General features: G+C 68.6%; 7 protein-coding genes and 2 tRNA genes. 5 read left to right on the top strand and 4 right to left on the bottom strand.

The window, feature by feature from the left end:
* Positions 1-92: 92 nt before the first annotated feature.
* The 3 genes from OHZ10_RS10270 to OHZ10_RS10260 all read left to right on the top strand — a co-directional run bounded on the left by OHZ10_RS10270 (position 93) and on the right by OHZ10_RS10260 (position 2479).
* Positions 93-168, top strand: a tRNA-Val gene (locus OHZ10_RS10270).
* 23 nt (positions 169-191) lie between these two features.
* A tRNA-Asp gene (locus OHZ10_RS10265) sits at positions 192-268 on the top strand.
* 276 nt (positions 269-544) lie between these two features.
* Positions 545-2479, top strand: coding sequence for a SurA N-terminal domain-containing protein (locus tag OHZ10_RS10260; RefSeq protein WP_342702325.1), 1935 nt, complete (start codon positions 545-547; stop codon positions 2477-2479).
* 68 nt (positions 2480-2547) lie between these two features.
* Here the strand turns inward: OHZ10_RS10260 and OHZ10_RS10255 are convergent, their stop codons facing one another.
* Complete coding sequence (locus OHZ10_RS10255; RefSeq protein WP_174993003.1) at positions 2548-3216, bottom strand: arylesterase; 669 nt, start codon at positions 3214-3216, stop codon at positions 2548-2550.
* On the opposite strand from OHZ10_RS10255, the gene OHZ10_RS10250 reads away from it, so the two are divergent.
* Entirely contained in the window at positions 3215-3916 is a 702-nt protein-coding gene (locus OHZ10_RS10250) for an ABC transporter ATP-binding protein (RefSeq protein WP_342702323.1), read from the top strand. The two genes, OHZ10_RS10255 and OHZ10_RS10250, sit on opposite strands and share 2 nt — an antisense overlap.
* 73 nt (positions 3917-3989) lie before the next feature.
* On the opposite strand, the gene pgi is transcribed toward OHZ10_RS10250, so the two are convergent.
* From pgi to OHZ10_RS10235, 3 genes are all read right to left on the bottom strand, one after another.
* On the bottom strand, positions 3990-5612 hold the full coding sequence (gene pgi / locus OHZ10_RS10245; protein WP_059233931.1) for a glucose-6-phosphate isomerase: 1623 nt from the start codon (positions 5610-5612) through the stop codon (positions 3990-3992).
* Between the two features lie 111 nt (positions 5613-5723).
* Entirely contained in the window at positions 5724-7268 is a 1545-nt protein-coding gene (locus OHZ10_RS10240; RefSeq protein WP_342702321.1) for an NAD(P)H-hydrate dehydratase, read from the bottom strand.
* A gap of 53 nt (positions 7269-7321) precedes the next feature.
* Positions 7322-8623 (bottom strand): FAD-dependent oxidoreductase, encoded by a 1302-nt coding sequence (locus OHZ10_RS10235; RefSeq protein WP_059233933.1) that lies wholly within the window; start codon positions 8621-8623, stop codon positions 7322-7324.
* A gap of 327 nt (positions 8624-8950) precedes the next feature.
* On the opposite strand from OHZ10_RS10235, the gene purL reads away from it, so the two are divergent.
* Complete coding sequence (gene purL, locus OHZ10_RS10230) at positions 8951-13015, top strand: phosphoribosylformylglycinamidine synthase (protein ID WP_342702320.1); 4065 nt, start codon at positions 8951-8953, stop codon at positions 13013-13015.

Here is a 13015-nt window from a genome sequence, read left to right as displayed (position 1 = left end):
GGCTTGGCAAAATGATCGGGGATGAATTAAACTTGCGGGCTCGCTGATTGTTGATGCGGAAACGCAGATCGCAGTCAGAACGAATCGGAAACGGGTGCTTAGCTCAGCTGGTAGAGCGGCGCCCTTACAAGGCGTAGGTCGGGGGTTCGAACCCCTCAGCACCCACCAGTTTCACGATTCAGCCAGACCAAGGAGCGGTAGTTCAGTCGGTTAGAATACCGGCCTGTCACGCCGGGGGTCGCGGGTTCGAGTCCCGTCCGCTCCGCCAGAAAATAAGAAAGCCCGCCTTGTGCGGGCTTTTTTATTTTCATCGTCGATTGCGCCCGTAATCGGGCGCGTGATTGCGGAGTGGAGGAAGCCGCCTGCGCGGCCCGCACGATGTAGACGAGTCCCGTCCGCTTCGCCAGAAAAATGAAGAAGCCCGCCTCGCGCGGGCTTTTTCATGGGTGTTTCCGGCTGCGCTCGCGCGCAGTACGTCTGCTTTTCTCCCGTCCCACCCCGTATGTTGTAATATCGGACGTTTTGTCCAATTTTCCCGTCACGCATGCTCGATTTCTTCCGTAATCACCAGCGCCTGATGATGGCGCTCCTGCTCCTGATCGTGTTGCCGGGGCTGGGTTTCGTCGGGATCCAAGGCTTCCGCGGTTTCTTCGACGACAGTGCGAACGTCGCGGCGGTCAACGGGCACAAGATCACGCGGGTCGAATTCGACGGCGCGTTCCGCCAGCAGATCGACCAGGCCCGCCAGGCGCTCGGCGGGCAGTTCGACGTCAAGATGTTCGATACGCCCGAGCATCGCAAGCAGGTGCTCGACGGCCTGATCCAGCAACGTGTGCTGGCCGACGAGACGCAACGTCTGCACCTGACTGCGTCCGACAATGCCGTGCGCGATGCACTGATGAGCGATCCGATGATCGCTTCGCTGAAGAAGCCCGATGGGTCGATCGACGTCGAGCGTTATGCGCAACTGCTGTCGTTCCAGGGGATGACGCCCGAGCAGTACCAGGAGCGTGTGCGCTACAGCCTGTCGCTGCAGCAGATTCCGGCCAGCATCGTGTCGAGCGCATTCACGCCGAAGAGCCTCGCGCAACGTCTGTCCGAACTCGCCGCGCAGCAGCGCGAAGTGCAGGCGCTGGTGCTGAAGACGAGCGACTTCGCCGCGAAGGTCCAGCCGACCGACGCGCAGCTCAACGCGTACTATGACGCGCACAAGCAGAGCTTCGCGACGCCGGAAACCGCGACGATCCAGTACCTCGTCTATTCGCCGGCCGCAGCGGCCGCGAGCGCGCAGCCGACCGACGCGGACATCAAGAAGTTCTACGACGACAACCCGACGCACTTCCGCACCGAAGCGCAAGTGCGCGTGAGCCACATCTTCATCGCGGCGCCGGGCAGCGCCAGCGCGGCCGACAAGACGGCAGCGAAGACGAAGGCCGAGCAACTGCTCGCCGACGTGAAGGCGCATCCGGACCAGTTCGCGCAAATCGCGCAGAAGAATTCGCAGGACGCGCCGTCGGCAGCGAAGGGCGGCGACCTCGGCTTCATCACGCGCGGTTCGACGGCCGGCGGCAAGGCGTTCGACGATGCGGCGTTCGCACTCAAGCAGGGTGACGTGAGCGGTGTCGTGCAGTCGGATCTCGGCTTCCACATCCTGAAGGCGACCGAAGTGAAGCCGGCAGTCGTCAAGCCGTTCGCGGAAGTGAAGGACGAGATCGCCGCCAGCCTGAAGCAGCAGTACGCATCGAAGGCGTTCACGGACAACGCGGAAGGCTTCACGTCGACCGTGTACGAAAAGGCGAAGACGCTGCAGCCGGCCGCGGACAAGTACAAGCTGACGATCCAGACGGCCACCGTCACGCCGACGCCGAATCCGCAACTGCCGCCGACGAGCCCGCTGAACAATCCGAAGCTCCTGGCTGCGGTATTCGCAAACGACTCGGTGAAGAGCCAGAACAACACGCAGGCGGTCGACGTCGGCAACAACACGCTGATCTCGGCGCGCGTGACCGACTACAAGCCGGCTGCCGTGCCCGCGCTCGACGCGATCAAGGACGTCGTGCGCCAGAAGGTCGTCGCCGAGCAGGCCGCGGAACTCGCGAAGAAGGATGGCGTGGCGAAGCTCGCCGAGCTGCAGAAGTCGAAGTCGGCTGACGGGTTCTCCGCTGCGCAGAAGGTGTCGCGCACGCAGTCGCAAGGTCTGACGCCGGCTGCACTGAGCGCCGTCTACAAGGTCGATGCAAAGACGCTGCCGGCTTACGTCGGTGTCGATCTCGGCGCGGACGGCTACGCGATCTACCGTGTGAACGCGGTGATCCCGGGTTCGGCAGTCGATCCGCAGCAACTGGCGGCCGCACAGCAGCAGATGGCGCAGGTCGACGCACAGAGCGAAGGCGAGGCCTATCTCACCGCGCTGCGCGATCGCTCGAAGGTGAAGCTGTACGGTTCGACGTCGAGCCAGAAGCAGGACGGCGACGACTGAACACCGTTTCGCCCGCAATCCAAACAGCCCCGCTTCGAGCGGGGCTTTTTGTTTTCCGGCAGGGGGCGTCAGCCGCGCGGCTTGCCGAGCAACGGCTTCAGCGCCGGCCACACATTGTCGAGCAGGATGCCCTGTGCCTGCTGCGCGGGATGCATCTGGTCAGCCTGGAACATCTCGGGCTTGTTCTCGATGCCGGCCAGCAGGAACGGCACGAGCGGCACGTCGAGATCTTTCGACAGCCGCGTGTAGACGGCGTGGAACTTCTGCGTGTAGTCGGGGCCGTAATTGGGCGGCACGTACATGCCGACCAGCACGACCTTCGCTTGCACACGTCGCGCGCCGGCAATGATGTCGCGCAGGTTCTGCTCGGTCGTCGCGAGCGGCACGCCGCGCAGTGCATCGTTCGAACCGAGTTCGACGACGACGATCGAAGGTTTGAGCCGCTGCAGCACCGCGGGCAGCCGCGCACGGCCGCCGCTCGTGGTGTCGCCGCTGACGCTGGCGTTCGCGACGCTATAATCGATTCGCTCGGTCGTGAGCCGTTGCCGCAGCAGCGCAACCCAGCCGGTGTCGCGCGGCAAGCCGTATTCGGCCGACAGGCTGTCGCCGAGCACGACGATCACGGGCGGGCCCGATGTCGGCGCCGTCGCGGCGTGTGCCGGCACGGTGACGGCCAGCAGCGTGCCCAGCAGCGCGGCGACCGCCGTGCGTCTTTTCCAGCGAAATGTCGTGTCCATGTTCAAGATTACCGATCCGATCATCGAAGTCCATGACGTGTGCAAGCGGGTTGCCGATGCAACGGGCGAGCTGACGATCCTCGACGGCATCACGCTTGCCGTGCGGCCGGGCAGCAGCCTCGCGATCGTCGGCGCATCGGGGTCGGGCAAATCGACGCTGCTCGGCCTGCTTGCAGGGTTGGACAGCGCGACGAGCGGCACGGTTCGCCTGCTCGGCCGCGCGCTCGACTCGCTCGACGAGGACGCGCGCGCCGCGCTGCGCAACGGCGCGGTCGGGTTCGTGTTCCAGTCGTTCCAGTTGATGCCGCACCTGACGGCGCTCGAAAACGTGATGCTGCCGCTCGAACTGCAGGGCGGCATCAGCGCACGCGATGCGGCCGACCGTGCCCGCGCGCTGCTCGTGCAGGTCGGGCTCGGCGAACGCACCGCGCATTATCCGAAGCTGTTGTCGGGCGGCGAGCAGCAACGCGTCGCACTTGCGCGCGCCTTCGTCACGCGCCCGTCGATCCTGTTTGCCGACGAGCCGACCGGCAGTCTCGACGCGGCGACGGGCCATGCAGTCATCGACCTGATGTTCGAACTGAACCGCACGCACGGCGCCACGCTCGTGCTCGTCACGCACGATGCCGAACTCGCGCGCCGCTGCGAGACGACCGTGACGCTCGACGCCGGCCGCATCGTCGCGCCGCATACGGCATAGCGCCGCGCATGCGTTTTTTTTGCCGGCCACGCAGGACGTACTGCGCGGCCGGCACGGGCATGAGCCCGTTGCGTCAGCGCTTCAGCGCCGCACGGGCGCGCTCGATCAGCGCCGTGGTCGACGAGTCGTGCTTCGCCGGATCGACCGATCCGGCCGACAGATCGGCTTCCACCACCTTGCCGAGAATCTTGCCGAGCTCGACGCCCCACTGGTCGAACGGATTGATGTCCCACACCGTTGCCTGCACGAGCACCTTGTGTTCGTAAAGCGCGATCAGCGCGCCGAGCGTACGCGGCGTCAGCGCATCGACGAGCAGCGTCGTGGTCGGGCGGTTGCCGGGGAACGTCAGGTGCGGCGCGAGCGCTTCCTTGCCCGGCCCGGCGACCTTGAGCGCTTCTTCGAGCGTGCGGCCGAGCATCAGCGCTTCGCTCTGCGCGAAGCAGTTCGCGAGCAGCTTCGGATGATGGCTCGCGAGCAGATGCTCGGGCGTCAGCACCGCGATGAAGTCGATCGGCACGATCGTCGGCCCCTGGTGCAGCATCTGGAAGAACGCGTGCTGGCCGTTGGTGCCCGGCTCGCCCCACGTGACGGCCGACGTCGGGTAATCGACGAACGTGCCGTCCAGGCGCGCGGATTTGCCGTTGCTCTCCATTTCGAGCTGCTGCAGGTACGACGGCAGGTAGTGCAGCGCTTCCGAGTACGGCGCGACGAGATAGCTCTGCGACCCGAAGAAATTCCGGTACCAGATGCCGATCAGGCCGAGCAGCACCGGCAGGTTGCGCTCCAGCGGCGCTTCGCGGAAATGGCGGTCCATGTCGTTCGCGCCGGCCAGCAGCTCGTCGAACTGCTCGGGGCCGATCGCGATCATGATCGACAGGCCGACTGCCGACCACAGCGAATAGCGGCCGCCGACCCAGTCCCACATTTCGAACACGTTTTCTGCGGCGATGCCGAACTTCACGACTTCGGCCGGGTTCGCCGACACGCCGACGAAGTGCTTCGACAGCGCGTCCTCCGGGCAGCCGCGCGCGACGAACCAGTCGCGCAGCGAGCGGGCGTTCGTCATCGTCTCGAGCGTCGTGAAGGTCTTCGACACGATGATCGCGAGCGTTTCTTCGGGATCGACCTGTTCGAGCACGCGCGCGAGATCGGCGCCGTCGACGTTCGACACGAAGTGGGTCGAGATGTCCGGCGTCGCGACGTGATGCAGTGCATGCACGACCATCTTCGGCCCGAGATCGGAGCCGCCGATGCCGATGTTGATCACGTGACGGATGCGCTTGCCCGTATAGCCCGTCCACGTGCCGCTGCGCACGGCGCGCGCGAAGGTCGCCATCTTCGCGCGCTCGGCGCTCACCTGCGCGTGGAACGGCGCTTGCGGGTCGGTCGCGCGCAGTGCGGTGTGCAGCGCGGCGCGGCCTTCGGTCGGGTTGACGATTTCGCCCGCGAACATCGCGTCGCGGCGCGCTTCGACGCCCGCGTCGCGTGCGAGCTGCACGAGCAGGCGCAGCGTGTCGTCGTTGATGCGGTTCTTCGAGAAATCGGCCGCGAGGCCGCCGCCCGGAATCGTGAAGCGTTCGGCGCGAGTCGGCGCGTGGTCGTTTTCCGGCGCGAACCAGTCGCGCAGGCGAGCGTGACGGATCTGTTCGAAGTGGGATTGAAGGGCAGTCCAGGCGGGGAGCGAATTCAGCGTCATGGCGGTTCGAGTGAAGCGTGAATCGGGAGGAATGCCGCGCCGGCTCATCGGGATCGGAAGGCCGGCGGACGAGAAGGCCCGCCGTGCGGCGGGGCAGTCAGTATAGCGGCGTTACGTGTCGGCGCGCGGCGACGGATAAAAAAGGCGATTGATCAGCGTGCGCACCATCAGCGCGAGCTCGCCGGCCGTGAGCCCGGCCGGGCCGGTGCCGTTCGCGGTCAGCGTGTCGGCCGCGAGGCCGTGCAGGTAGACACCCGCGAGCGCCGCTTCGTACGGCGCGACGCGCTGTGCGAGCAGTGCGCCGATCAGGCCGCCGAGCACGTCGCCGGTGCCGCCGGTGGCGAGCGCCGCGTTGCCGGTCGGGTTGATCGTCACGTGGCCGTCGGGTGCCGCAATCGCCGTGCCTGAGCCTTTCAGCACGACGATCGCCGCATAACGTGCCGCGAGCGCCTGCGCGGCCGCGATGCGGTCGTGCTGCACCGCCGCCGTGTCGCTGCCGAGCAGGCGGGCGGCTTCGAGCGGATGCGGCGTCAGCACGCACGGATTGCCGCGCGCGCCGCGTGCGGCGACGGCGGCCGCGAGGTCGGCGTGCGTCGCGACGAGGTTCAGCGCGTCGGCATCGAGCAGCGTCACGGCGTCGTGCGCGAGCACGTCGCGTACGAGCGTCGCCGCGGCTTCGCGCGTGCCGAGCCCGCAGCCGGCCGCGATCGCGGTCATCGCGCCGAGATCGAGGGTGTCGGCCGGATGCAGCATCAGTTCGGGGAATGGCGGATCGTACGGCGGCGCGCCGGCGCCGAGGAAGCCGACGTGCACCTTGCCGGCACCGGCGAACAACGCGGCGCGTGCGGCCAGAATCGGTGCGCCGCACATGCCGGTGTCGCCGCCGAGTACCGCAAGGCTGCCGTACGTGCCCTTGTGGGATGCGAACGCGCGTGCGGGCAGCGCCGCGGCGAACCGCGCAGGCGCATTCAGCATGATGGCCGGTGCGGCGGGCGGCGCGACGTCGAGCGAGGCGATGTCGATCTCGCCGGCGAGATCGCGGCCGTCGCCCGTGTAGAGGCCCGGCTTCGCGCCGATGAAGGTGAGCGTGTGGGTGGCCGTGACGGCGACGCCCGCGCCGACGATCCGGCCCGTATCGCTGTCGAGCCCGCTCGGCACGTCGAGTGCGAGCACGCGGCCACCGCCGCGTGCATGCGCGGCGATGCGCGCAGCCTGCTCGGCAAACGCGCCGTCGAGCGCGCGGCCGAGACCGATGCCGAACAGCCCGTCGACGACCCACGCGAATTCGTCCAGCGCCGCGGGCGGCGTGGCCGACAGCGGCACGCCGGCCGCGCGGGCCAGGCCGAGCGCCCATTGCGCGTCGTCCGGCCTGACCGGTACCGGCATCCACGCCTGCGTCGCGACACCGAGCTGCTGGAGCTGGGCGGCGGCCACCAGCGCGTCGCCGCCGTTGTTGCCGGGGCCGACCGCGAACCACACGGGGCGCGCGTCGCCGGCGACGCGCTCGGACAGCCAGCGCGCGGCGGCGGCGCCCGCGCGTCCCATCAGCGTGTGCGGCGGCAGCGCCGCGGTGGCGTCGGCTTCGGCCGCGCGCAGGTCGGTGACGCGCAGCAGCGCGATCGGATCGGAATCGGGAAGCGGGCGGGGAACGGTCATCGCGGGATCGTGGCGGCTGGCAAGGATGCCGCCACGGGGCGAGCCCGCGGCGGTCAGGTCGTGAAGCGGCCGGCGCTGAGCGCGGCGAGCGTGTCGGCGGGCCAGTGCTGGGCGTTGCCGCCCAGGTAGTCGGTCACCACTTTAGCAGACCCGCAAGCGAGCCCCCAGCCGGTCGGGCCATGCCCGAAATTGACGAACACACGCGGATGCGGGGTCGGACCCACGACGGGCAGGCCGTCCGGCGACAGCAGCTGCATGCCCTGCCACGACAGCGCGGCCGAAATCCTGGCGGCGCCCGGCACCCAGTCGTGGACGGCCTGGCCGAGCAGCGCGAGCGCGGCCTCGGACAGCGGCTCGGCGAGCGGTTTGGCGGTGTCGGCGAGGCTTTGCAGCACGGCGCCGCCGCCGATGCGCAGCCGCTGATGGGTACGCGTGATCGAGATCCGCTTGATTGAATCGACGACGCTCAGATGCGGCGCGTGCTCTTCGTACGCGACCGGCGCGGTCAGGGTATGGACGCGGACCGGGTGCAGCGGCAGGCGCCAGCCGAGCCGCTCGAGCAGCGGCACGCTGCCGGCGCCGGCAGCGACCACGATCGCGTCGGCGGAAATCACGTCGACCTCGCGCGCCTTGGCCGCGGTCCGCTGGCCGGACGGCGCGAGCTCGACCGCGGCGCGGCCGTTATCGACGCGGATCGCGGCGACGTCCGCGCCGAAGCGGAACTGCACGCCATGTTCGTCGAGCGTCTGCTTGACCAGTTTCGCGAACAGCGGGCAGTTGCCGGTGCGCTCGGTTTCGAGCAGCACGCCGCCGGCAAAGCCGGGCTCGGCCGGCACCGACGGTTCGAGTGCCGCGCATTCGTCGGCGGTGAGCGTGCGGTACGGCTGGTCGAGCGTGCGCAGCAGGTCGAGCGCAGGCTGCAGCGCGTCCCAGTCGCGCGGGTCGCGCACCACGTGCAGGATCCCGGGCTTCTGCTCGAACTCGAGTTCGAGGCGCGCTTCGATATCGGCGAGCGTGTCGCGCGACGCGTCGATCAGCGGGCGCAGCCGCGCGTACTGTGCGGCGAACGCGTCGGGCTCGCGCAGCCCGCCGAGCTGCTTGACGAAGCGGCGCACGCCGCCGTTGAAGCCCGGCTTGTAGACGATGCCGCTGTCGCGCGGCTGGCGCTGGCGCATGAAAGTCGGGCCGAACCAGACGTCGAGCGGGCTCGGCAGCAGTGCGCCGCCGTCGCCGTAGGTCGCACCTTGCGCGACGGTCGCGTGGCGTTCGACCACGCAGACGCGATGGCCGGCCGCGCGCAGCTGGTAGGCGGTGGCGACGCCGCTGATTCCGCCGCCGATGACGATGACATCCATGGATTGCTTCGATGACGGGCGGCGCGCACGCCGCCCGGTGAGAATTCGCTGAGGGCCCGGCCCGGTGAACCCGGAATGATAGCGCCAAAATCGCGGGAGCCGGCGTCGGGCGCGCATGCGCCGTGCGGTCGCACCGCGACGGCCGGCGCGTGGGCCCGTGCGGGCCGGCCCGGAGGGCGGCCGTGCTCGCCGCGTGCCCGGGCACCGTTGCGGTGCATGCGGACTACCGATCGGCCGGTCTTGGGCGGCCGACTTCCGGGTATAATTACGGCCTTCCTTTCGCCCCACGTCGCCACCTCGCGCGACTCATCGACGTCAGTCCAGCCCATGGCTCACTTCTCGTGTTTTCCCGGCGCTTCGGCCCTCTCCGATTTCCGTCAAACCCGTCTGCTCGACACGCTCAGGCAAATCGACGCCAACATCGTCGCGGTGCGCGGCCAGTTCCTGCACTTCGTCAATGCGGCCGAGCCGCTGGCGGCCGACGACAGCGCGCGCATCGACGCGCTGATGCACTACGGCGAGCCGTTCCAGCCGGCGAGCGAGAAGGGCACGACCGAGACCTTCGTCGTGCTGCCGCGCTTCGGCACGGTTTCGCCGTGGGCGAGCAAGGCGACCGACATCGCCCGGCACTGCGGCCTCACGCACGTGCGCCGGATCGAGCGCGGCGTCGAATTCACGGTCACGCTGAAGTCGGGCCTGCTCGGCGGCAAGAAGGCGCTGTCGGACGACGCGCGTGCAGCCGTCGTGGACGCGCTGCATGACCGGATGACCGAAAGCGTGGTCGCGGCGCGCGACGACGCGAAGCACCTGTTCGACGAGCTGCCGGCCAAGTCGCTCGAGACCGTCGACGTGCTGGGCGTTGGCCGCGGCGCGCTCGAGCGCGCGAACGTCGAGCTGGGCCTCGCGCTCGCCGACGACGAAATCGACTACCTGGTCGACGCGTTCCGCAAGCTCGAACGCAACCCGACCGACGTCGAGCTGATGATGTTCGCGCAGGCGAACAGCGAGCACTGCCGCCACAAGATCTTCAACGCGCAGTGGACGATCGACGGCGAAGCACAGGACATGTCGCTGTTCGCGATGATCCGCAACACCGAAAAGCTGAACCCGCAGGGCACGATCGTCGCGTATTCGGACAACTCGTCGATCATGGTCGGCGCCGAAGCCGAGCGCTGGTTCCCGCGCAACGCGGGCGCGGCCGGCGAGCCGGGCGAGCGCTACGGCCGTCACACCGAGCTCACGCACACGCTGATGAAGGTCGAGACGCACAACCACCCGACGGCGATCTCGCCGTTCCCGGGCGCGGCGACCGGCGCGGGCGGCGAGATCCGCGACGAAGGCGCGACGGGCCGCGGCGCGCGTCCGAAGGCCGGCCTGACGGGCTTCACCGTGTCGAACCTCGACCTGCCGGACGCCCGCCAGTCGTGGGAAAACGCACGCGACGCGGCGCAGCCGGTCGGCGAGCGCAACCCGAACGACGCGCACGGCCCGTATGGCCGCCCGGACCGCATCGCGTCGCCGCTGCAGATCATGATCGACGGCCCGCTCGGCGGCGCCGCGTTCAACAACGAATTCGGCCGCCCGAACCTCGGCGGCTACTTCCGCGTGTACGAGCAGAACGTCGGCGGGAAGGTGCATGGCTATCACAAGCCGATCATGATCGCGGGCGGCCTCGGCAACATCGCGGATCAGCATACGCACAAGCACGACGTGCCGGCCGGCTCGCTGCTGATCCAGATCGGCGGCCCCGGCATGCGGATCGGGATGGGCGGCGGCGCCGCAAGCTCGATGGCGACCGGCGCGAACACGGCCGAACTCGACTTCGACTCGGTGCAGCGCGGCAACCCGGAAATCGAGCGTCGCGCGCAGGAAGTGATCAACGGCTGCTGGCAGCTCGGCGCGGAAAACCCGATCCTGAGCATCCACGACGTCGGCGCGGGTGGCCTGTCGAACGCGTTCCCGGAAATCGTCGACGGCGCGGGCAAGGGCGCGCGCTTCGAACTGCGCAAGGTCGCGCTCGAGGAATCGGGCCTGTCGCCGCGCGAAATCTGGTCGAACGAAGCGCAGGAGCGTTACGTGCTGGCGATCGCGCCGGCCGACCTGCCGCGCTTCGAGGCAATCTGCGCACGTGAGCGCTGCCCGTTCGCGGTGGTCGGTGTCGCGACCGACGAACGCCAGCTGAAGCTCGTCGACGACGAAGCGGCGGGTGCCGACGAATACCCGGTCGACATGCCGATGGAAGTGCTGCTCGGCAAGCCGCCGCGCATGCACCGTGACGTCGCGCGCGTGGCGACCGAGCGTGCGCCGGTCGACGTGACGGGCATCGCACTGTCGGAAGTCGCGGTCGACGTGCTGAAGCACCCGACGGTCGGCAGCAAGTCGTTCCTGATCACGATCGGCGACCGTTCGGTCGGCGGCACATCGGTGCGCGACCAGATGGTCGGCCCGTGGCAGGTGCCGGTGGCCGACTGCGCGGTCACCGCGCTCGACTACGCGGGCTTCAAGGGCGAGGCGATGACGATGGCCGAGCGCACGCCGCTCGCCGTGATCGACGCGCCGGCATCGGGCCGCATGGCCGTCGGCGAAGCGATCACGAACATCGCGAGCGCGCCGATCGCGTCGCTCGACAAGCTGAAGCTGTCGGCGAACTGGATGGCCGCGTGCGGCACGGCCGGCGAAGACGCCGCGCTGTTCGACACGGTCAAGGCGATCGGCATGGAGCTGTGCCCGGCACTCGGGATCGGCATCCCGGTCGGCAAGGACTCGCTGTCGATGAAGACGAAGTGGGACGAGCAGGGCGTCGCGAAGGAAGTGGTGTCGCCGGTGTCGCTGATCATCTCCGCGTTCGCGCCGGTCGAAGACGTGCGCCGCCACCTGACGCCGCAACTGCGCCGTGTCGTCGACGCGGGCGACAGCGTGCTGATCGCGATCGATCTCGGCCGCGGCAAGAACCGGATGGGCGGCAGCATCTTCGCGCAAGTCACGCAGCAGGTCGGCGACACGACGCCGGACGTCGACGATGCGGAAGACCTGAAGCGCTTCTTCAACGCGATCCAGTCGCTCAATACGCAAGACAAGCTGCTCGCGTACCACGACCGCTCGGACGGCGGCTTGTGGGCGACGGTGTGCGAAATGGCGTTCGCGGGCCACGCGGGCGTGTCGCTGAACGTCGACATGCTGACGCTCGACCCGAACCACGAATCCGACTACGGCGACGCGAAGGACTGGGCGAAGCAGACGAGCGGCCGTCGTGACGACCGCACGCTGCGCGCGCTGTTCTCGGAAGAACTCGGCGCCGTCGTGCAGGTGCGCGCGTCCGACCGTGACGCGGTGCTCGGCGCGCTGCGCGAGTTCGGCCTGTCGGCGTGCTCGCACGTGATCGGCTCGGTCAACGACCGCGACGTGATCGAGGTGTACCGCGACGCGAAGAAGATCTTCGATGCACCGCGTGCCGAACTCCATCGCGCATGGAGCGAAGTGAGCTGGCGCATCGCGCGCCTGCGCGACAACCCCGCCTGCGCGGATGCCGAATACGACGCGCTGCTCGACGCGGCCGATCCGGGCATCTCGCCGGTGCTGAGCTTCGATCCGGCCGACGACATCGCCGCGCCGTTCATCGCGACGGGCGCACGGCCGCGCGTTGCGATCCTGCGCGAGCAGGGCGTGAACTCGCACCTGGAAACGGCCTACGCGTTCGACCGCGCGGGCTTCGACGCCCACGACGTGCACATGAGCGACCTGCTCGCGGGCCGTGCGACGCTCGCCGATTTCGCGGGTGCGGTCGCATGCGGCGGCTTCTCGTACGGTGACGTGCTGGGCGCGGGCGAAGGCTGGGCGAAGACGATCCGTTTCAACGCGAACCTCGCCGACATGTTCTCGGCGTTCTTCGCGCGTCCGGACACGTTCGCCCTCGGCATCTGCAACGGCTGCCAGATGCTGTCGAGCATCGCGTCGATGATCCCGGGCGCGCAAGCGTGGCCGAAGTTCACGCGCAACAAGTCCGAGCAGTTCGAGGCGCGCTTCTCGTTCGTCGAAGTGGAGAAGTCGCCGTCGATCTTCTTCGCGGGGATGGAAGGCTCGCGGATTCCGGTCGCGGTCGCGCACGGCGAAGGTTATGCAGATTTCTCGCAGCAGGGCGACATCGATCGCGTCGCGATCGCGATGCGTTTCGTCGACCACCGCGGCGAAGCGACCGAGCGCTATCCGTTCAACCCGAACGGCTCGCCGGCCGGCATCACGTCGGTCACGACGGCCGACGGCCGCTTCTCGGTGCTGATGCCGCACATGGAGCGTGTGCATCGTACGGTCGCGATGAGCTGGCACCCGGAAAGCTGGGGTGAAGCAAGCCCGTGGATGCGCGTGTTCCGCAACGCGCGTCGCTGGATCGGCTGA

Source organism: Burkholderia arboris (genome assembly GCF_038723655.1).
Lineage (GTDB): Bacteria > Pseudomonadota > Gammaproteobacteria > Burkholderiales > Burkholderiaceae > Burkholderia > Burkholderia arboris.
This window is presented reverse-complemented; position numbering and strand designations above follow the sequence as displayed.

Bases quoted from the DNA above. Each gene is read 5' to 3' on its own strand.
- purL (WP_342702320.1), top strand. From the start codon at position 8,951: ATGGCTCACTTCTCGTGTTTTCCCGGCGCTTCGGCCCTCTCCGATTTC.
- OHZ10_RS10240 (WP_342702321.1), bottom strand. From the start codon at position 7,268: ATGACCGTTCCCCGCCCGCTTCCCGATTCCGATCCGATCGCGCTGCTG.
- OHZ10_RS10255 (WP_174993003.1), bottom strand. From the start codon at position 3,216: ATGGACACGACATTTCGCTGGAAAAGACGCACGGCGGTCGCCGCGCTG.
- OHZ10_RS10250 (WP_342702323.1), top strand. From the start codon at position 3,215: ATGTTCAAGATTACCGATCCGATCATCGAAGTCCATGACGTGTGCAAG.
- OHZ10_RS10260 (WP_342702325.1), top strand. From the start codon at position 545: ATGCTCGATTTCTTCCGTAATCACCAGCGCCTGATGATGGCGCTCCTG.
- OHZ10_RS10235 (WP_059233933.1), bottom strand. From the start codon at position 8,623: ATGGATGTCATCGTCATCGGCGGCGGAATCAGCGGCGTCGCCACCGCC.
- pgi (WP_059233931.1), bottom strand. From the start codon at position 5,612: ATGACGCTGAATTCGCTCCCCGCCTGGACTGCCCTTCAATCCCACTTC.